The following is an 18,404-nucleotide window of genomic DNA, read 5'->3' as shown; positions in this document are numbered from 1 at the left end:
GTCCTCCCAGGGCGAAACCCGAACGTGGCCTCACGCACGAATCGCGGCCACCGAGCCCGTGAGAGCGTCGGTGACCGCGATGCGTGCGCGAGCGCGTCAGCCCTTGGTGGAACCCGCCAGGAGCCCCCGAACGAAGAACCGCTGCAGGGCGAAGAACACGATCAGCGGCACGATGATGGCCACGAACGCACCCGCCGTGAGCAGGTACCAGTCCTGGCCGCGCGAGCCCGTGATCTCGGCCAGCAGCTTGGTGATCGGGGCCACCCCGCCGTCGGCGAAGATCAGCGCCACCAGCAGGTCGTTCCAGACCCAGAGGAACTGGAAGATCGCGAACGACGCCAGCGCCGGCATGGTCAGCGGCAGGATGATCCGGAAGAAGATCTGCCCGTGACCGGCGCCGTCGACGCGAGCCGCCTCGATGACCTCGCGCGGGATCTCCGACACGAAGTTGTGCAGCAGGAAGATCGCGAGCGGCAGGGCGAAGATCGTGTGCGCGATCCAGACCTGCGAGAAGGTGCCGTTGGAGGGCACTCCTGAGAAGATCCAGTCGTCACCGACGGCCACGCCGCGCGAGAACAGGCTGAGCAGCGGCACGAGGGCCATCTGGATCGGCACGATCTGCAGCGCGAAGACGCCGATGAACAGCCAGTCCTTGCCCTTGAAGTCGATCCACGCGAAGGCGTAGGCGGCCAGGGCCGCGATCACCAGCGGGATCAGCGTCGCCGGGATGGTGATGGCGATCGAGTTCACGAACGACGAGGCGATCGTGACCGAGGAGTTGCCGGAGCCCAGAACCTCGACGTAGTTGTCGAGGGTGAAGCCCCAGTTCTCGAAGATCGTCCACCAGCCCGAGGTCTGGATGTCGTTCCGCTCGCGGAACGAGGAGATCAGCAGACCGAAGGTCGGGATCGTCCAGATCACCGCGATGATCAGGGCGGCGACCGTCGCGCCGCGACTGGTGAGCCGGCGCTTGGTGCGCTTGGTCACCGTCTCGTCGCGCTCGATCGCGCGTTCGCCCGACCTCAGCTGCTTCTTCGTCGACTTGTCGACCGGCAGGTCGATCGGCTGCACGGCGCTCATCGGATCTCCCTCTGCTTCTTGATCTGCCTGGCGTTGTAGATGACGATCGGCATCACCAGGATGAAGAGGATGACGGCGAAGGCCGCCGACCGCCCGTACTCGAAGTTCTTGAACTGCGTGTACATCTCGTTCGCCAGCACGCTGGTCTCGTTCGCGCCCGCCGTCATGGTGCGCACGATGTCGAACACCTTCAGCGAGGCGATCGAGATGGTGGTGAGCACCACGATCAGCGACGAGCGGATGCCCGGCACCGTCACATTGGTGAAGCGCTGCCACGCGTTGGTGCCGTCGAGCTCCGCTGCCTCCAGCTGCTCGGCGGGAACGCCCTTGATCGCCGCCGAGAGGATGACCATCGCGAAGCCCGTCTGGATCCAGATGAGCACGACGATCAGGAAGAAGGTGTTCCAGGGGGACTCCTGCAGCCACTGCACCGGCTGACCGCCGAGCCACACGACCACCTGGTTGAGGAGGCCGATCTGGCTCTGGTCGTCGGGACGGTAGGTGTAGACGAAGCGCCAGATGATCGACGCGCCCACGAACGAGATCGCCATCGGCATGAAGACGAGGATCTTGAAGAACTTCTCACCACGGCTCTTGTCGATGAAGACGGCGTAGGCGAGACCGAAGATGGTCGACGCGATCGGCACGACCAGCACCCAGATGATGGTGTTCAGGATGACCCGCAGGTTCTGCGGGTTCGTGAGCACCCAGGCGAAGTTGTCGAGCCCGACGAAGTTGCCGCGGCTCGAGAACAGCGAGTCGATCGCGGTCTTGACCGTGGGGTAGATGAGCCCGATCACCAGCAGGATGATCGCGGGGGCCAGGAAGCCGAAGAGCTGGAAGAGATAGCCGGCACCCTGCGAGGACCGCTTGTCGATCCAGAAGAACAGCAGGCCGAGGGCCGCGGCGATGAGCGCCGCCCACCAGACCGAGCCCACGAGCACGAGGGCGAGGAACGGGGCGATGACGCAGACCGCGAGACGGATGATCGTGTACTTGCGCCCGGTTCGCGGAGCGATCTCCACGAAGAACAGGATCAGCGCGACGACGATGCCGAACGCGATGAGGACGATGGGGATCTGCGCCAGCGCGGGCAGCTTCCCCACCCAGAGAAGGAAATCGGACATGAAAACCTTTCGAGTGCGACTCTGAACTCGGTGAACGGCCCGGTGCCCTCGGCACCGTGAGGCAACCGTAGCACCGGGGTGCGGCGAGGCCGCCCGAAAGGGTTCGGGCGGCCTCGTCGTGACCGTTCGATCGAGTGGTTCTTATTCGACCGTGACGGGCAGGCGACCTACTCGGTCGGCCAGCCGCCCTCGATGGACGTGAGCACTTCCTCCTGGGGAGTGCCGTTGATCCAGTCGACCATGCCCTTCCAGAAGGTTCCGGCGCCGACGGCACCGGGCATCAGGTCGGAGGCGTCGAACCGGAACGTGGTCTTCTCGTCCTGGAGGATGCCGATGGCCTGCTGCAGGATGGGGCTCTGCGCGTTGGAGGCCTCGAGGCCCTTGTTCGCGGAGATGACGCCACCCAGCGACACGCGGCTGTTCGCCCACTCGGGGCTCGAGAGGTACTCCTGCACCTTGACGGTGTCGGCGTCGTTCGAGAACGCTCCGACGATCTCGCCACCACCGGTGACGGCGGTCTCGCCCTCGTTCACCGCGGGGGTGACGAACGCCCAGATGTCGGCGTCGGGGCCGACCGTGGCTCCGGCGTCGGTCAGGAAGCCGTCGAAGAACGAGGCCTGGTGGGTCAGCGCGCAGCTGCCGTCGGCCATGGCGTTCGCCACGTCGCCGAAGGCGGTCGCGTTGATCGACTTGACGTCACCGAAACCGGCGTTGACGTAGCTCGGGTTGAGCAGGATGTCGCCGACGGAGGTGAAGGCGTCGCTGATCGCGGGGTCGGTGAACTTGACCTCGTTCTTGACCCACTGGTCGTAGACGTCGGGGCCGCTCTGGCGCAGCACCAGGTCTTCGACCCAGTCGGTGCCCGGCCAGCCGGTGGCGTCGCCCGAGCCGAAGCCGGCGCACCACGGGGCGGTGCCCAGGGTGGTCTGCATCTTCGCGGTCAGGTCGACCATCTCCTGGTAGGTCTTCGGGACCTCCCAGCCGTTGTCGGCGAACTGCTTCGGCGAGTACCAGATGAAGCCCTTGACGCTGGCCATCAGCGGCGCACCGTAGAAGGTGTCGTCGACGGTGCCGTAGGCCTTCCAGTCGGTCGACCAGTACTCGTCGACGTTCTTCTCGACGCCCTCGGGAGCCTTCTGGATGAAGCCGCGCGACGCGAGGTCGGCGAGCAGACCCGGCTGCGGGAAGATCGCGAGGTCGGGCGGGTTGCCACCCTGCGCGCGGATGCCGATCTGGGACTCGAACTCCTTCGACGACTCGTACTGGATGTCGATGTTGTTCTCTTTCTCCCAGTCCGCCCAGGACTGTTCGAGAAGCTCGGCCTCGGTGTCGGCGATGGTGCCGTAGACGGTGACGACGCCGTCGGCCTCACCGGCCTCACCGCCCGCCGCTCCGCCGCCGGCGCCGCCGGAGCAGCCGACGAGTGCGAGCCCGAGGCCCGCCGCGATGGCGATGGGTGCTGTGACACGGCGGTGCGAAAGTGACCGCATATCTCCTCCTCATTGAGTTAGTGCGCTCCGTAGTGGTGCCTTCGGTGGCGCGTGTAGGGAAACCTTTCCATAACTCCCACCAAATGACAAGCGACGTCCTCGATGTCTCGAGAAGGTAACGATCCGTTCGGAGAGAGCGCTCTCACGCTAGCAGAAGCGGGAGTGATCGCGAAACTGGTCCTCCACATCCGCCGCCGCGTGGCACTAGGATTCTGGAAGCGTTTGCACACGAGAAGACGAGGAGGTCGTCGTGTCGGGAATCGAAGACGTGGCGACCCTGGCCGGGGTGTCCAAGGCCACGGTGTCCCGCGCCCTGAGCGGCCGCGGCTACGTGTCGGCCGAGACGCGCACCCGGGTGTCCGCCGCTGCCGCGACGCTGGGCTACGTCGTCTCCTCGAGCGCGTCGAGCCTCGTCACCGGCCGCACCAACAACGTCGGGGTGATCATCCCCGAGATCAACCAGTGGTTCTTCGGCAGCATCATCGAGGGCGTCGAGCGCGCCCTGCTCGATCGCGGCTACGACCTCATGCTCTACAACACGACCAAGACGGTCGAGGAGCGCAGCCGGGTCTTCGAGTACTTCCTCGTGCGCAAGCGGGTCGACGCGGTGATCGCCGTCACCCTCGAGATCACCGCTCCCGAGGCCGAGCGCCTGCTCGCGCTGGGCAAGCCGATCGCCGGGATCGGCGGCCCCCTGGTCGGCATCCCGACGCTGAGCATCGACGACATCGAGGCGGCGCGGCTCGCCACCGAGCACCTGCTGCTGCTCGGCCACCGCGCGATCGTGCACGTCGGTGGCGACATCGACGAGCAGATGGACTTCCACGTGCACTCGAAGCGGCTGCGCGGATACCGGGAGGCGCTGGAGGCGGCGGGCATCCGCTACGACCCCGACTCGCACGTCGCGACGCCCTTCGACATACCGGGCGGCTACCGGGTGGGCAAGCAGCTCCTCGGCGATCCGCGGCGCCGCCCCACGGCCGTGTTCGCGGCCTGCGACGAGGTCGGCATCGGGGTCATCCTCGCCGCGCGCGAGCTCGGACTGTCGGTGCCGGAGGACCTGTCGGTGATCGGCATCGACGACCACCCGCTCAGCGAGATGTTCGGGCTCACCTCGATCGGGCAGCGGCCCGACCTGCAGGGCGAGCAGGCGGTCGATTGGGTGATCCGCCAGCTGGAGGAGCCGGGCTGGACGCCGCCGTCGAAGCACACCTTCGTGCCGGCGCGGCTGGTCATCCGCTCGTCCACCGCTCCCCCGCGGCGCTGACCGCCGCGCCGATCAGGGGCGGCCGGTTAACCGACGGATGCCCGAGCCGTGAGGCCCGGGCATCCGCTTCGAAGCAGAGAAGACTACTTGAGGGTGACGGTGGCGCCGGCCTCTTCGAGCTGGGCCTTGGCCTTCTCGGCGGTCTCCTTGTTGGCGCCCTCGATGACGGCCTTGGGAGCACCGTCGACGAGTGCCTTCGCCTCACCGAGGCCGAGGCTGGTGAGGGCGCGCACCTCCTTGATGACCTGGATCTTCTTCTCGCCGGCAGCCTCGAGGATGACGTCGAACTCGGTCTGCTCCTCGACCTCTTCAGCGGGCGCGCCACCGGCAGCGGCGGGGCCGGCGACGGCGACGGGGGCAGCCGCGGTGACCTCGAAGGTCTCCTCGAACGCCTTGACGAACTCGCTCAGCTCGATGAGCGTGAGCTCCTTGAAAGCCTCGAGCAGTTCCTCGGTGGAAAGCTTTGCCATGTTGTTCTCCTTGTTGTGGTAGTTAGTTCAACCGCGTGCTGGAGCCGGAGCTCAGGACGCGGACTCCTGCTTCTCACGCAGCGCATCGACCGTGCGAACGGCCTTCGACAGCGGGGCGTTGAAGAGATATGCGGCACCGAACAGCGAGGCCTTGAAGGCACCGGCGAGCTTCGCCAGCAGGACTTCACGGGACTCGAGGTCGGCGAGCTTGGTGACCTCGTCGGCGGTCAGGGGGTTACCGTCGAAGTACCCGCCCTTCACGACCAGAAGAGGGTTTGCCTTGGCAAAGTCACGCAGCGACTTGGCGACGGCCACGGGGTCACCGTGGACGAAGGCGATCGCGGACGGACCGGCGAGCTCGTCGTCGAACGACGAGATGCCGGCGTTGTTCGCCGCGATCTTGGTCAGCGTGTTCTTTACCACGGCGTATGACGCGTGCTCACGGATGCTTCCGCGCAGCTGCTTCAGCTGGGCGACCGTGAGACCGCGATACTCGGTCAGCAGAACGGCGGTCGAGCTCTGGAACAGTTCCGTGAGCTCGGCAACCGAGGCTTCCTTGTTCGCCATGGCGCTCCTAGTAATCGATGGTGTTGGCCGGGACGACCACCGGGTGCACCTGGAGAAGGAGCTCTGGGACAGGAAAGAAAAAAGCTCCGGCGCAGGAGGCCGGAGCGAGAACACAGCAGAACGCTGGGGACGTACTTCGTACACCTGCGCAGGTCTTCGCTCTCACGAATCTTCGGCCGGTGAACTCTGCTTCTCAGCAGCGCACACCGACGACCGGCGGTCTTTGGCCTCGTGAAGCCTAAGGCACCCGGCCGCCGATGGCAAATCAGCTCTCGCCGGCCTCCCAGGCGGCCAGGCGCCCGATCTCCTCGTCGTCGACCTCGAGGCCGGCCTGGCCGAGGCGCTCGCGCAGCAGCTCGGCGATCTCGGCCGAGGAGGCGTCGGGCGAATCGGCCTTGACCTGGGCGAGCACGCCCTCGACCTTCTCGGTGAGTGCGGCGTCGTCGGCTCCGGCCATGATGGGCTCGTTCTGCTGATCGGTCATGGTCTCACCGTACCCCTCGTCACGGCCGGCTCACCGCGGTCGCGGCAGCGCGGTGGCGGCCAGCGGCAGCGCCACCGAGAAGACCGTCGATCCGGGCTCGCTCTCGACGTCGACCGTTCCGCCGTGGGCGTCGACCACCGCCTTGACGATGGCGAGGCCGAGTCCGGTGCTGCCCTTGTGCCGTGACCGCGAGACGTCTCCGCGCACGAAGCGCTCGAACAGCGTCGGGAGGAGCTCGGGCGCGATGCCGGGGCCGTCGTCGGCGATGCGCACGAGGGCGACCGGAGCATCCGGAGCACCGGCGGAGCCGTCGATCGAGACCGTCACCCGCGTGCCGGGCGGCGTGTGCACCCTGGCGTTGGCCAGCAGGTTGGCGAAGACCTGGTGCAGCCGCTCGGGGTCGCCCGACACGGTCACGGGCTCCTCGGGCAGCTCGAGGTCCCAGACGTGGTCGCGGCCCGCCACGTGGGCGTCGCTGACGACGTCGACGAGCACCAGCGAGAGGTCGACCTCCGACATCGCGAGCTCGGGCTTGGCGTCGAGGCGGGCGAGCAGCAGCAGGTCCTCGACGAGGGTGGTCATGCGGGTGGCCTCCGACTCGATGCGGCCGAGCGAGTGCGCCACGTCGGTGGGCAGCTCGGGGGCGGTGCGCCGGGTGAGCTCCGCATAGCCCCGGATGCTCGCCAGCGGTGTGCGCAGCTCGTGGCTCGCATCGGCCACGAACTGCCGCACCTTGTTCTCGCTCTGCTGTCGTGAGGTCAGGGCCGAGGCGACGTGCTCGAGCATCCGGTTGAAGGCCAGGCCCACCCGGCCCACCTCGGAGCGCGGGTCGGTGTCGTCGGCCGGAACGCGTTCGGCGAGAGCCACGTCGCCGCGGTCGAGCGGCAGCTCGGCGACCCGGGTGGCGGTGGCGGTCACCCGGTCGAGGGGCCGCAGGGCGAGACGGATGATCAGGAACGCCGCCACGGCCGCGAGCGCCATGGCACCGGCGGTGACGATCACGATCACGACGATCTGCTGCTGCAGGGTGCCCTCGAGGTCGCCGAGCGGGAGGCCGGTGACGACGAGGTCGCCCGCGGCCGTGACCGTCTGGGACTCGACCCGGTAGCTGCCGAGTCCGGGCAGCGTGATCGTCTCGGGGGCGCTCTGCGGCGCCAGCGTCAGATCGGACGCCCCCTCGGCCCCGATCCCGTCGAGCGCGGCGAGCTGCTCGTCGGTGAGGGTCTGCGACTCGCCGTCCTGGGCCAGCACGACGCCGGCCGTCGCCTCGCCGTTCGACACGACCGCCACGAGGGTGCCGGAGGCCTGGCCGAGCGAGAGGCCGGGGCGCGGGCCCTGCGAGCCGGCCGTGATGTTCTGGATGGTGCGGTTCGACGCCTCCCGCAGCTGCGAGTCGAGCTGGTTCACGAGGTAGCCGTTCAGCGCCACGGTGCTCACGACGCCGATGATCACGCCGGCGAGGGCGATCAGGCCCAGCACACTGGCGATCAGCGTGCGCCGCAGGGTCACAGCGCGGGCTTCAGCAGGTAGCCGGCGCCGCGCACCGTGTGGATCATCGGGGTGCGGCCGGCGTCGACCTTCTTGCGCAGGTAGGAGATGTAGATCTCGACCACGCTCGACTTGCCGCCGAAGTCGTAGCTCCAGACCCGGTCGAGGATCTGCGCCTTGCTCAGCACGCGCCGCGGGTTGCGCATGAGGTAGCGCAGCAGTTCGAACTCGGTCGCGGTGAGCTCGATCGGGTCGCCGTCGCGGAAGACCTCGTGGCTGTCCTCGTTCAGCTCCAGGTCGCCGACGGTGACGATCGGGTCGTCGGCGTCGGCCACGACGAGGGTCGAGCGGCGGATGAGCCCGCGCAGGCGCGCCACCAGCTCCTCGAGGCTGAAGGGCTTCGTCACGTAGTCGTCGCCGCCGGCGGTGAGCCCGGCGATGCGGTCGTCGAGCGCATCCTTCGCCGTGAGGAAGAGCACCGGGGTCTCGTGACCGTCGCCGCGGATGCGGTTCAGCACCTGCAGCCCGTCGATGTCGGGCAGCATCACGTCGAGCACGATCACGTCGGGGCGGAACTCGCGGGCGATCGTGATCGCCTGGCGGCCCTCGCTCGCGGTCTTGACCTCCCAGCCCTCGTAGCGCAGCGCCATCGAGAGCAGGTCGGTGAGGGTGTTCTCGTCGTCGACGACGAGTGCGCGCACGGGCGAGCCGTCAGCCCGTCGCAGGCGGGGCTGCTTGGCCGGGTTGCTGCGGGAGTCACCGCTGAGGAGGGAGCCGTCGATAGTCACATCTCCAGTATTGGCAGTGGGCTATGAGGAGTCTATGAGTCGGCATTACGTCGTCTGAGAGAGTCGGGCCGGTCGGGGCCTTCGCTCGTGGTCGTGCGGGCGGGCATCCGCTCGCCGTGCCGCCCGGCTGACCTCGATGACGGTGGCTCGGGTGAGAATGGAGGGGTGACCGACACCCTGCTCTCCTTCCCCTGGGAGGAGCACGAGGTCGCGGTGCCCGCGCCGGCCCCGCCGCCGCACCTCGCGCGGCTGGTGGCGGCCTCGACCGACCGGGTGGCGTGGCTGCGCGCCCGCAGCCGCGGGGTCACGGCGACGGATGCCGCACGGCTCGCCAGCGACGCGGCCGTGCGCGCGGTCGCCTGGGAGAAGTTCAACGGCTCGGGCTTCGGGGGCAACGCCTTCACCGACCACGGCCGGGCCCGCGAGCCCGAGATCGCCGCGTGGGTGCTGCAGGAGCACCTGATCGAGCCGAGCGTCGCCCTCTTCCACGCCGCCCGGGAGCGGAGGCACCTCGCCACACCCGACGGCATCCGGGTGACGCCCGAGGGGTCGCTCGAGCTGGCCGAGATCAAGACGACGTCGAAGCCGTGGACGCGCATCCCACGCTCGTACCTGCGGCAGGTGTGGTGGCAGCAGTACGTGCTGGGCGCCGAGCGCACGCTGGTGGTGTGGGAGCAGCACGTCGACTTCGTGCCGCTGGCGTCCGACCCGCGCTGCCAGTGGGTCGACCGCGACGAGTCGCAGATCGAGCTGCTCGTGCGGCGGGCCGACGAGCTGCTGGCGTGGATGCGCGGGGAACGGGGCCGCGTGTGACCACGCTGCTCCTGCACGGCCTCGGCGGGTCGCCCGCGCAGCCGCTGTCGCTGTTCTCTCCGATCATCCCGCCGACCGAGACCGTGCTGGCGCCCGACGTGCGCGCCCATGGTGACGATCAGCGGGTGACGGGGCCGGCATCGGCGTTCTCGCTCGAGGCGCTCGCGTCGGATGTGGCGTCGCGGGTGCGGTCGTCGGTGGGCGATGCCCCGCTCACGGTGATCGGCATCTCGATGGGCGCGGGGATCGCGCTGCGGCTCGCGCTGGCCGCTGCGGCCTCGGCGCCGGATGCGCTCGCCATCGGCCGGGTGGTCTTCGTGCGGCCGGCTTTCACCGACGTGCCGCTGCCGCGGAACCTGCTGCCGTTCCCCGTGATCGGGTCGCTGCTCTCGCGGCTCGGGGCGGTCGAGGGGGAGCGCTCGTTCCGGGGCACCGCCCTCTACCGGCAGGCCCTCGAGGAGTCACCGCTCGGGGCCGAAGGGCTGTTGGAGCAGTTCCGGTCGCCTGGTGCTGCTTCGCGGGCTCGGCGGTTGATCGAGATCCCGCGGTCGGTGGCATTCTCCGCTTCGGAGAGCCTGGCGTCGATCGGGGTGCCGACGGCGATCGCGTGGGCACCGCGTGATCTGGTGCATCCGGTGTCGGTGGCCGAGCAGTGGATGGACGAGCTCGACGGGGCGGCGAGCATCCCGTTGCCGGCGCGGGACGACGGGTACGGGGCGTACGTGCGGGCGACCCGAGTGGGGGTCGGTTCGTGGCTGGGGTGGGGCGCTCAGTAGACCGCGGGAGGCAGGTCGACGCGCTCGGGGGCTCGGCGCTGAACCGCGTCGACGGCCTCACTCGTCCTCGACTCTTCGCCGGGGCTCGCTGACGACGTCTCGATCGCGAGGAACAGGGACAGTCCGACGAGCCAGGTCAGCGCCACCGTCGTCGCCACGAGCTCGAGCAGGCCACCCACCTCGGTGCCGAAGCGGAGAAGCGACAGGATGCCCCCGGTGGCGGCGATGAGCGCGACGGCGAGCGCCGCCACGAGGGAGAACCGGGCGAGGCGCTTCAGCCGCGCATCCGACGCCACCTGCAGCATCACCCAGGACGCGCCGGCGAAGCCGATGACCGCGGCCGTGGTGTGCACGAGGTCCTGCCAGGTGAAGCCGGGGCCCACCGGGAGCGGGCAGTAGCGTGTGCAGGTGACCTGGGAGGCGAGGCCGAAGGCGGCCGCCGCCGCGAGCAGCACCACGGCGGGCGGAACCGCCCTGAGTACGCGGCCGCGCGGTGTCAGCGCCCCCGCGGGCATCGCGAGCGCGGCGATCGCCGCCCCGACCGCCACCGCCGTCATCGCCCAGCGGAAGACGTCGGCCGTCGGCTCGCCGATCGCGCCGAGCTCGCTGACGTAGAGATAGCGGTCGGCCGAGAGGCGGGCGACCCAGATCAGGACGAGGCCCACCGCCGCCAGCGCCGCGGCAAGGGTGAGGGCCGCCGCTCGGGCTCGGGTCATCGGGCGGTCTCTTCTCTGCGGCGGCATCGTCGTCTGCGGCGACCGGTCGACCCCGTGGGCAGCGCCGGCCGGCTTCACCGAATGTTAACCCGGAGCCGCCGAGTTTGCACCTCGGTGACGTTCCGGAAACACCGGCGAATCATTCGGACCCTAGCGTGGGAGCAGCCGAATCGGCGACGCAGCGAGGCGGGTGGCCCGAGCTCTCCCCATGCACCACGGAACACGACGGAAGGGCAGTGGATGATCGAGCAGTGGAGTGGATCGCCGGGCACCTCGAGTCCCACCCTCACCCACCCGAAGACGATGCGGGCCGTGCTGCTCGACTCCTTCGGCGACGCGTCGGAGCTGCACGCCGGCACCGTGGACTCCCCCGTGCGGGTGAACTCCGAGGTGCTCGTGAAGGTCGCCGCCGCCGGCATCAACCCGCTGGATGCGAAGACCCGGGCCGGGAACGGAGTGGCCTACGCCATCCCCTCGCTGCCGTGCATCCTGGGCTACGACTTCGCGGGCGTCGTCGTGGAGACGCCGTTCGCCGGGCATCCGCTGAACGTCGGCGACGAGGTCTACGGCATGATGTCGGTGCCGCGCGGGGCCGGTTCGTACGCCGAGTACGTCGCCGCCCCGACGCTGCAGGTGGCCCGCAAGCCCAAGTCGCTCTCGCTGGTCGAGGCGGCCGCCGTGCCGCTCGCGGCGCTCACCGCCTGGGGCCTCGTGGTCGAGCTGGCGAAGGCGCACGAGGGTCAGCGGATGCTCATCCACGCCGGTGCCGGCGGCGTCGGTCATTTCGCGGTGCAGTTCGCCTCGTACTTCGGCGCCCGGGTGACCGCCACCGGATCGGCGGCGAACCAGGGCTTCCTGCGCGAGCTCGGGGCGTCGACGGTGCTCGACTACGCCGCCGGCCCGTTCGAGGAGCAGGTGTCGAACCAGGACGTCGTGATCGACCTGGTCGGCAACGTGCACGACTCGACCGGCACCCGCTCGCTCTCGACCCTCCGCCCCGGTGGGCTGATCGTCAACGCGCCGACGGGGAGCTGGCCGACCTTCGAGGCCGAGGCCGCAGCCGCCGGGATGCGCGCGACGACCTTCAAGGTCGCCCCCGACGCCGCGACGCTCGCCGTCATCGCCCGCCTGATCGACTCGGGCGACGTGCACGTGCACGTGGACCGCGTCTTCCCGCTCGCGGAGGCCGCCGCGGCCCACCGCGCGCTCGAGGGCGGCCACACCCGGGGCAAGCTCGTGCTGCAGATCGCGGCGCTTCCCTTCTGAACTCGCGCCGTTCTGGGCCCGCGCCGTTCTGGGCCCGCGCCGTTCTGAGCCCGCGCCGTTCTGGGCCCGCGCTGACGCTCTACGGGCAGGGCGTCAGCGACTCGACACCGGCGGTGAGAACGAGCGAGCCGCCGAGCAGCACGATCTTCTCGGGTGCCAGGCGTGCGAGGTCATCGAGCACCACCTGGGGAACGCAGTCCTGCCGAACGAGGTAGAGCGGGGCTTCGAACCGCGCGGCGAGGGGCCCGCCGCTCAGCGCGTCGGGGAACGACTGCCCGCTCGCCAGATACGCGATCTTCGCCTCGGTGAAGGTGGCGTTCAGCGCCACCGACGTGGCGAAGCGGTCCCCGCCGCTGAAGCGCTGCGTCAGCACGGTGCGCTTCATTGCCGTCTCGAGCGGAGCGGAGATCGACGCGGTGCCGCCCGCCAGGAGCACGCTCGTCGTCGCCATCTCCGCGAGCAGCGCCGTCTCGGCTGCGGTCGGCTCGGCCTCGAGCCCGTCGACGAGCACCACCGGCGACGAGAGCTTCGCCGCCACCGGCGCCGAGCTCAGCGCGTCGGGGAACTGCCGCCCGGTCGCGGCGATCATCCGCGGCGAGCCCGCCGCCCCGACGCTCGGGTCGGAGACCAGCCGCCGCGACACCTCGTACCGATCGGTTCCCGTGATGCGTGTCACCGTCGCACCCGTCGCCGCGCGCGACAGCTCCAGCGCCACCACCTCGGACACCGCCAGCTCGCCGCCCACCACGACCACCGTCGCGGGAGTCAGCCGAGCGATCTCCCGCCGAACGACGTCGGGCAGCGTCTCGCGCGCTGTGAGAAGCAGCGGGGCCCCGTTGATGCCGGCGACCGACGCCGCGCTCAGCGCATCAGGAAAGTTCTCGCCGCTCGCCACGTAGACGGTCTCGACGTGCCGCAACCCCATGGCCACCGATGCGGCGACGGCCCCGGCGTACCGATCCAACCCGCCCAACCGCTCGGGCCGCGGCAGCCCGCCGACCCGCTCCTCGCCCCTGGATGCGCCGACCGACTCCGGAAGCGCCATCTGCCCGAGCGCGGCCAGCAGCAGCACGAGGACGAAGGTGACGCAGCGCATGAGGGCTCGTTTCGGATCAGGTGAGCCCAGGCTGGCCCCCGCGAGTGCCGATGCGTTATGAGCAGTTGCTACTCAGGGCTACCCGGTCAGACGTTACCGGGTCAGGAGTCGAGGGGGTGCTCGAGCACGAAGTCGTCGTGCAGCTCGTCGCCCACGAGGAAGTGCTTCACTCCCACCTTCGTGAAGCCGCTCTTCTCGTAGAAGTGGATGGCACGGGAGTTCTGCTGGTTCACTCCCAGCCACACCCCGGCCGCGCCCGCTGCCCGGGCCTCCTCGATCGAGGCCTCCATCAGCGCCCGCGAGGCGCCCTGACCGTGGAACTTCGCCCGCACGTAGCACTTGCTGATCTCGACCGTCGGCCGGCGAACGACCGCGGCCGCGACGTCCGGGTCGGTTGGCTCCCCCGCCACGAGCATCGTGTAGCCGGCGATCTGGTTGTCGATGTCGCCCAGCAGGATCGTGTGGCTGCCACTGGCCAGATACTCGGCGAAGCGCGCCTCCGACAGGTTCTCGCCGACGAAAGCGGCGATGGCCTCCGCGGAGGTCGTCGGCGGGCACGCCAGCTCGAAGGTCTCGGCGGCGACGGCAGCGACGATCCCCACGTCCTCCGGACGCGCCCGTCGTACCCTGGTCGCCATGCCCCCAACCTACCCGGGCCGCTCCCTCCTGCCCCTCGCAACACGACCCGACCCGCAACCCGGCCTGCCTGGTCGCGTCGGGTCGGAGTGGTCAGTCGAGGCCGCAGGGCTCGAGGGTGTCGATCGCGGAGCTGAGGGCCGACGTGCCTCCCAGCACGAAGACCTTGGTCGGAGCCAGTCGCCCGATCTCGAACCAGACCGCCGGGCTGAGGCATTCGGGAGTGGTGATGTAGAGCGGATTATGGCTCGCTCCCGCGGAGACTCCGCCGCTCAGAGCGTCGGGGAAGGTCGCGCCGCTGGCGATGAACACCGAGGACGCGCTCTTGAACACGTCATGGTTGACGACCGCACCCGTCTCGTAGCGGTCGCTGCCCGACAGCCGCTCGGCCGCGAACCGCACGGTGAGGTCTTTCAGCAGGGCGTCACTGACCGACAGGGGGCCACCGGTCACCGTCACCTCGCGCACCCCGAAGTCGAGGAGGAAGGTCGACTCGGCGGGGGTCAGCGCGGTGGCTCCCCCGTTCACCAGCAGCACGGGCGACCCGTCCTGCACGGCTGCCGGCGCCGCAGTCAGAGCATCGGGGAAATTCACGCCCGTCGCTACGAACATCGACGTCGACTTCGACATGCCGAACCGGCTGTCGCCGATCAGTGCGCGGGACACCTCGAACCGGTCGGCCCCGCCGATGCGCGTGACGGCTGCGCCCGACCCGGTCGCAAGTGCCTGGGCGACGGTCTCGGAGACCGCCTCCTTGCCTCCCACCACGACCACGTCCTTGACGCCCAGTCGCTTGAGCTCGGCGACGAGCCCTCTCGGAACCGAGTCTTTCGGGGTGAGGAGCAGCGGCCCGCGCCGCCAGGCCGCTACGGCACTGGCGCTGAGAGCATCGGCGAACTTCTCGCCGGTGGCGACGTAGGCGATCTGCGACGAGGCGAACGCGCCCGACGACACGGCGATCGCCTGCGCGTACCGGTCGGTGCCCGCGATGCGGCTGACCGTCGGCGCGGCCTGCACGGTCATGGTGCAGTTCGCCACCGAGCTCTGCACCGTGCCGTCGGGCAGAGTCGCATCGAGCTGGAGCCGGAACTGGTAGTCGCCGAACTGGCTCGGCTCTCCGAAGAGCACCTGCCCCGGCGCGTTGAGCTGAACGCCCGGCGGCAACGCCCCGCCGGTCAGTCTGAGGACACTGGGGGCCTTCACCTCGAGTGGCTCGATCGGGAAGCCCTTGGCGGCGACGCCCTGCGGACACCCGGCCCCCACCAGCGTGACCGACGCCGTCGCAGGGCTCGCCAGGCCCACAGCACCGACCGTGCCGAGGACCACGCCCACGATCAACGACGCCAGGCCGAGCTTCCTCGCGCGAGACCGAGCGGTCTGGGTCAGTGATGAGCCGTCCATGGCAGTACCTCCGTAGGGATCACGCGACGTCCGCGCCCTCCGATGGTCGCCCCACAAGCGTCCCGACAGGTATGAGTAGTTCCTGCTCAAGACGCAGAAAGGGCCCGCCGTGAGGCGGGCCCTTTCCGGGGTGCTGCAGACGCGAGCTAGATCGCGTTGACGTCGAGCGGGATGCCCGGGCCGAAGGTCGTCGAGACGGCGCCCTTCTGGATGTAGCGGCCCTTCGAGGAGCTCGGCTTGAGGCGGACGACCTCTTCGAGCGCCGCGGCGATGTTCTCGTCGAGCTGCTCGGGGGTGAACGCGGCCTTGCCGACGACGAAGTGCACGTTGGAGTGCTTGTCGACGCGGAACTCGATCTTTCCGCCCTTGATCTCGTTGACGGCCTTCGCGACGTCGGGCGTCACGGTGCCGGTCTTCGGGTTGGGCATGAGGCCGCGGGGGCCGAGCACCTTTCCGAGACGGCCGACCTTGCCCATGAGCTCCGGGGTCGCGACGGCGGAGTCGAACGAGGTGTAGCCGCCGGCCACCTTCTCGATCAGCTCGTCGCCACCGACCTCGTCGGCGCCTGCGGCGATCGCGGCCTCAGCGGCCGGACCCGTCGCGAACACGATGACGCGGGCGGTCTTGCCGGTGCCGTGCGGGAGGATGACGGTGCCGCGCACCATCTGGTCCGCCTTGCGGGGGTCGACGCCGAGCTTGAGCGCGACCTCGACGGTGCTGTCGAACTTCGACGAACCCGTCTCGCGGGCCAGGTTGACGGCCTCGCTGGGGGTGTAGTACTTGCCGGCCTCGATCTTCTCGGCCGCGGCCCGGTAGGCCTTTGACTTCTGTGCCATGTTCCTGCCGCCCTTACGCTTCGACCGTGATGCCCATGGAACGGGCAGTGCCGGCGATGATCTTCTCTGCCGCTTCGACGTCGTTCGCGTTCAGGTCGGCCTGCTTCTGCTCGGCGATCTGACGCACCTGCTCACGGGTGAGCTTGGCGACCTTGACGGTGTGCGGGGTGGCCGAGCCCTTGGCGACTCCGGCCGCCTTCTTGATGAGCTCCGCCGCCGGCGGGGTCTTCAGGATGAAGGTGAACGAGCGGTCTTCGTAGACCGTGATCTCGACGGGGATGACGTTGCCGCGCTGCGACTCGGTCGCCGCGTTGTACGCCTTGCAGAACTCCATGATGTTCACGCCGTGCTGACCCAGCGCCGGCCCGATGGGCGGTGCGGGGTTGGCGGCGCCGGCGTTGATCTGAAGCTTGATCAGACCTGTGACCTTCTTCTTCGGTGCCATTTCTTCTCTTCTCTGTCGAGCCGCCTGGCAGGCGGCGCTCCCACCATGAGGCTTCTCCCCACAGTGGTGATCTTCGGATGCTCGCTAGAGCAACCTCGTAATCTTAGCCGATCGACGGCGCGATCGCATCGTGCCGTCGGGCGGACGACACGCGCCGCAGAGGCGGCGGCGCGTTCTAGAGCTTGGTGACCTGGTCGAAGCTGAGCTCGACCGGGGTCTCGCGCTCGAACAGGGAGACGAGCACGGTGAGCTTGCCGCTCTCGGGCTTGATCTCGCTGATCGAACCGGGAAGACCCGCGAACGAGCCCTCCTTGATGGTGATGGTCTCGCCGATCTCGAAGTCGACCTCGGCCGGGATCGAGCGGCTGACGGCCTTGCCGCCCTTGCCGCCGGCGTTCTTCGCGGTCGGCACCTCCTTGATCTCGACGAGGCTCTTCAGCATGTTGAAGGCCTCCTCGAAGCGGAGGGGGGTCGGGTTGTGCGAGTTGCCGACGAAGCCGGTGACGCCGGGCGTGTGACGCACGACCGACCAGCTGTCCTCGTTGAGGAACATTCGCACCAGCACGTAGCCGGGGATGCGCACGCGGGTGACCAGCTTGCGCTGGCCGTTCTTGATCTCGACGACGTCCTCCATCGGGACCTCGACCTGGAAGACGAAGTCCTCCATGCCCATCGAGGTCTTTCGGCTCTCGATGTTCGACTTCACGCGCTTCTCGAAGCCGGCGTAGGAGTGGATGACGTACCACTTGCCCGGCAGCGAGCGCAGCTCGGCACGGAAGGCCTCGTAGGGGTCGACCTCGGTCTCGTCCTCGACCGACTCCTCTGAGGAAGAACCCTCTGAGGAAGCCGCGTCGGTGACAGGCGCGGAAGCCACAGCGGCCAGAGCCACCTCACCCTCCACGTCCTCGCCCTCGATGGGCTCCCCGGCCGTGTCGGCCTCGGAGTCCTCCAGCACGTCGAGCACCGCGGCGGCCTCGTCGAAGGAGTCGATGTTCAGTGCGTCGTCGACCACCGCATCGGCTTCAGGGTCGGCCGGCGCGTCGATCGCCTCGAGGAGGGCATCGAGGTCGGCCGGGACTCCGGCTTCTTCGGGCTTTGAGTCTGTCACTGGTGACGGTTCCACTTCTTGTCGATGAGGCCGACGGCGACGAGCGCACAGCCGGCACGGGCATCCGGAATTCTTAGGCCGGGTCTCCGAAGACGATGATCGCCAGCCAGCCGAACAGCTGGTCGAGACCGACCACGATCGCCATCATGATGACCACGAAGATCAGCACGACGAGCGTGTAGTTCAGCAGCTCGCGCCGGGTCGGCGTGACGACCTTCTTCAGTTCGGTGAACACCTGCTTGATGAACAGGATGATGCGGGCGAAGGGGTTGCGTCGAGCAGCCCGCTCCTTCTTGGCGTTCTCGACGACGTCCTCGGAGGGTTCGTCGATTACTTTTCGTGCCACCGTTTCACCTTTGTTTCCTATTTCTTGACGAAGGCGCACCCTCGGCAAGCCGGTGCAGGGCGGACAGGACTCGAACCTGCAACCTGCGGTTTTGGAGACCGCTGCTCTACCAATTGAGCCACCGCCCTAAGCGTCGAACTGGATCTGCTTCGCTACGCTGGGCCCTGGACCGCATGCGGGCCAGGGAAAAAAGGCATAGAAAAG

Annotated in this window: 20 protein-coding genes and 1 tRNA gene; 4 read left to right on the top strand and 17 right to left on the bottom strand. The window is 68.9% G+C overall.

What is annotated here, in order from left to right:
• Nucleotides 1–96: 96 nt before the first annotated feature.
• From HQQ85_RS11465 to HQQ85_RS11455, 3 genes are all read right to left on the bottom strand, one after another.
• On the bottom strand, nt 97–1,080 hold the full coding sequence (locus HQQ85_RS11465) for a carbohydrate ABC transporter permease (protein ID WP_173182597.1): 984 nt from the start codon (nt 1,078–1,080) through the stop codon (nt 97–99).
• Entirely contained in the window at nt 1,077–2,207 is a 1,131-nt protein-coding gene (locus HQQ85_RS11460) for a carbohydrate ABC transporter permease (RefSeq protein WP_173182596.1), read from the bottom strand. Before HQQ85_RS11460 ends, HQQ85_RS11465 begins: the two co-directional genes overlap by 4 nt.
• 167 nt (nt 2,208–2,374) lie before the next feature.
• A complete protein-coding gene (locus HQQ85_RS11455; RefSeq protein WP_173182595.1) occupies nt 2,375–3,697 on the bottom strand; it encodes an ABC transporter substrate-binding protein in 1,323 nt (440 codons plus the stop codon).
• 250 nt (nt 3,698–3,947) lie between these two features.
• On the opposite strand from HQQ85_RS11455, the gene HQQ85_RS11450 reads away from it, so the two are divergent.
• On the top strand, nt 3,948–4,964 hold the full coding sequence (locus HQQ85_RS11450; RefSeq protein ID WP_173182594.1) for a LacI family DNA-binding transcriptional regulator: 1,017 nt from the start codon (nt 3,948–3,950) through the stop codon (nt 4,962–4,964).
• Nucleotides 4,965–5,047: 83 nt separating this feature from the next.
• Here HQQ85_RS11450 and rplL read toward each other — a convergent pair whose 3' ends face one another.
• The 5 genes from rplL to HQQ85_RS11425 form a co-directional block, all read right to left on the bottom strand.
• Nucleotides 5,048–5,434, bottom strand: a complete 387-nt coding sequence (gene rplL / locus HQQ85_RS11445) for a 50S ribosomal protein L7/L12 (RefSeq protein ID WP_173182593.1) — start codon at nt 5,432–5,434, stop codon at nt 5,048–5,050.
• Between the two features lie 51 nt (nt 5,435–5,485).
• Nucleotides 5,486–6,001, bottom strand: coding sequence for a 50S ribosomal protein L10 (gene rplJ, locus HQQ85_RS11440; RefSeq protein WP_173182592.1), 516 nt, complete (start codon nt 5,999–6,001; stop codon nt 5,486–5,488).
• A 265-nt stretch (nt 6,002–6,266) separates the two neighbouring features.
• Nucleotides 6,267–6,485: a hypothetical protein gene (locus tag HQQ85_RS11435; RefSeq protein ID WP_173182591.1), complete on the bottom strand. Its 219-nt coding sequence runs from the start codon at nt 6,483–6,485 to the stop codon at nt 6,267–6,269.
• 30 nt (nt 6,486–6,515) lie between these two features.
• Nucleotides 6,516–7,994, bottom strand: coding sequence for an ATP-binding protein (locus tag HQQ85_RS11430; RefSeq protein WP_371741863.1), 1,479 nt, complete (start codon nt 7,992–7,994; stop codon nt 6,516–6,518).
• Nucleotides 7,991–8,755, bottom strand: a complete 765-nt coding sequence (locus tag HQQ85_RS11425; protein WP_371741889.1) for a response regulator transcription factor — start codon at nt 8,753–8,755, stop codon at nt 7,991–7,993. Before HQQ85_RS11425 ends, HQQ85_RS11430 begins: the two co-directional genes overlap by 4 nt.
• A 171-nt stretch (nt 8,756–8,926) precedes the next feature.
• On the opposite strand from HQQ85_RS11425, the gene HQQ85_RS11420 reads away from it, so the two are divergent.
• Complete coding sequence (locus tag HQQ85_RS11420) at nt 8,927–9,574, top strand: YqaJ viral recombinase family protein (RefSeq protein ID WP_371741862.1); 648 nt, start codon at nt 8,927–8,929, stop codon at nt 9,572–9,574.
• Nucleotides 9,571–10,350 (top strand): alpha/beta hydrolase, encoded by a 780-nt coding sequence (locus tag HQQ85_RS11415; protein ID WP_173182590.1) that lies wholly within the window; start codon nt 9,571–9,573, stop codon nt 10,348–10,350. The genes HQQ85_RS11420 and HQQ85_RS11415 overlap by 4 nt, the downstream gene beginning before the upstream one ends.
• Here HQQ85_RS11415 and HQQ85_RS11410 read toward each other — a convergent pair.
• Nucleotides 10,344–11,066: a DUF998 domain-containing protein gene (locus HQQ85_RS11410; RefSeq protein ID WP_173182589.1), complete on the bottom strand. Its 723-nt coding sequence runs from the start codon at nt 11,064–11,066 to the stop codon at nt 10,344–10,346. The two genes, HQQ85_RS11415 and HQQ85_RS11410, sit on opposite strands and share 7 nt — an antisense overlap.
• Before the next feature lie 240 nt (nt 11,067–11,306).
• On the opposite strand from HQQ85_RS11410, the gene HQQ85_RS11405 reads away from it, so the two are divergent.
• Nucleotides 11,307–12,332, top strand: a complete 1,026-nt coding sequence (locus HQQ85_RS11405; protein ID WP_254069313.1) for an NADP-dependent oxidoreductase — start codon at nt 11,307–11,309, stop codon at nt 12,330–12,332.
• Nucleotides 12,333–12,411: 79 nt separating this feature from the next.
• On the opposite strand, the gene HQQ85_RS11400 is transcribed toward HQQ85_RS11405, so the two are convergent.
• The 8 genes from HQQ85_RS11400 to HQQ85_RS11365 form a co-directional block, all read right to left on the bottom strand.
• Nucleotides 12,412–13,428, bottom strand: coding sequence for a cell wall-binding repeat-containing protein (locus HQQ85_RS11400; RefSeq protein WP_173182588.1), 1,017 nt, complete (start codon nt 13,426–13,428; stop codon nt 12,412–12,414).
• Between the two features lie 101 nt (nt 13,429–13,529).
• Nucleotides 13,530–14,066 carry a GNAT family N-acetyltransferase gene (locus HQQ85_RS11395; protein ID WP_173182587.1) on the bottom strand — a complete coding sequence of 179 codons (537 nt, stop codon included), beginning with the start codon at nt 14,064–14,066 and terminating at the stop codon, nt 13,530–13,532.
• A gap of 91 nt (nt 14,067–14,157) precedes the next feature.
• Entirely contained in the window at nt 14,158–15,465 is a 1,308-nt protein-coding gene (locus HQQ85_RS11390) for a cell wall-binding repeat-containing protein (protein ID WP_173182586.1), read from the bottom strand.
• Nucleotides 15,466–15,611: 146 nt separating this feature from the next.
• The gene (gene rplA, locus HQQ85_RS11385; protein ID WP_173182585.1) at nt 15,612–16,301 is read right to left on the bottom strand and encodes a 50S ribosomal protein L1; all 690 of its coding nucleotides are present in this window, start codon (nt 16,299–16,301) and stop codon (nt 15,612–15,614) included.
• Nucleotides 16,302–16,314: 13 nt separating this feature from the next.
• Complete coding sequence (gene rplK, locus HQQ85_RS11380; protein ID WP_173182584.1) at nt 16,315–16,746, bottom strand: 50S ribosomal protein L11; 432 nt, start codon at nt 16,744–16,746, stop codon at nt 16,315–16,317.
• 175 nt (nt 16,747–16,921) lie between these two features.
• Nucleotides 16,922–17,854: a transcription termination/antitermination protein NusG gene (nusG, locus tag HQQ85_RS11375; protein WP_371741861.1), complete on the bottom strand. Its 933-nt coding sequence runs from the start codon at nt 17,852–17,854 to the stop codon at nt 16,922–16,924.
• Nucleotides 17,855–17,927: 73 nt separating this feature from the next.
• Nucleotides 17,928–18,200 carry a preprotein translocase subunit SecE gene (gene secE, locus HQQ85_RS11370; RefSeq protein WP_173182583.1) on the bottom strand — a complete coding sequence of 91 codons (273 nt, stop codon included), beginning with the start codon at nt 18,198–18,200 and terminating at the stop codon, nt 17,928–17,930.
• Between the two features lie 55 nt (nt 18,201–18,255).
• A tRNA-Trp gene (locus HQQ85_RS11365) sits at nt 18,256–18,328 on the bottom strand.
• Between the last annotated feature and the right edge of the window lie 76 nt (nt 18,329–18,404).

The sequence above is a fragment of the Herbiconiux sp. VKM Ac-2851 genome (assembly GCF_013205105.1).
Classification (GTDB): Bacteria; Actinomycetota; Actinomycetes; order Actinomycetales; family Microbacteriaceae; genus Herbiconiux; species Herbiconiux flava.
This window is presented reverse-complemented; position numbering and strand designations above follow the sequence as displayed.

Excerpts from the sequence above, each read along its gene's own strand:
- HQQ85_RS11465 (WP_173182597.1), bottom strand. The coding sequence starts at position 1,080 with ATGAGCGCCGTGCAGCCGATCGACCTGCCGGTCGACAAGTCGACGAAG.
- HQQ85_RS11460 (WP_173182596.1), bottom strand. The coding sequence starts at position 2,207 with ATGTCCGATTTCCTTCTCTGGGTGGGGAAGCTGCCCGCGCTGGCGCAG.
- HQQ85_RS11455 (WP_173182595.1), bottom strand. The coding sequence starts at position 3,697 with ATGCGGTCACTTTCGCACCGCCGTGTCACAGCACCCATCGCCATCGCG.
- rplL (WP_173182593.1), bottom strand. The coding sequence starts at position 5,434 with ATGGCAAAGCTTTCCACCGAGGAACTGCTCGAGGCTTTCAAGGAGCTC.
- rplJ (WP_173182592.1), bottom strand. The coding sequence starts at position 6,001 with ATGGCGAACAAGGAAGCCTCGGTTGCCGAGCTCACGGAACTGTTCCAG.
- HQQ85_RS11435 (WP_173182591.1), bottom strand. The coding sequence starts at position 6,485 with ATGACCGATCAGCAGAACGAGCCCATCATGGCCGGAGCCGACGACGCC.
- HQQ85_RS11410 (WP_173182589.1), bottom strand. The coding sequence starts at position 11,066 with ATGACCCGAGCCCGAGCGGCGGCCCTCACCCTTGCCGCGGCGCTGGCG.
- HQQ85_RS11405 (WP_254069313.1), top strand. The coding sequence starts at position 11,307 with ATGATCGAGCAGTGGAGTGGATCGCCGGGCACCTCGAGTCCCACCCTC.
- HQQ85_RS11400 (WP_173182588.1), bottom strand. The coding sequence starts at position 13,428 with ATGCGCTGCGTCACCTTCGTCCTCGTGCTGCTGCTGGCCGCGCTCGGG.
- HQQ85_RS11395 (WP_173182587.1), bottom strand. The coding sequence starts at position 14,066 with ATGGCGACCAGGGTACGACGGGCGCGTCCGGAGGACGTGGGGATCGTC.
- HQQ85_RS11390 (WP_173182586.1), bottom strand. The coding sequence starts at position 15,465 with ATGGACGGCTCATCACTGACCCAGACCGCTCGGTCTCGCGCGAGGAAG.
- rplA (WP_173182585.1), bottom strand. The coding sequence starts at position 16,301 with ATGGCACAGAAGTCAAAGGCCTACCGGGCCGCGGCCGAGAAGATCGAG.
- rplK (WP_173182584.1), bottom strand. The coding sequence starts at position 16,746 with ATGGCACCGAAGAAGAAGGTCACAGGTCTGATCAAGCTTCAGATCAAC.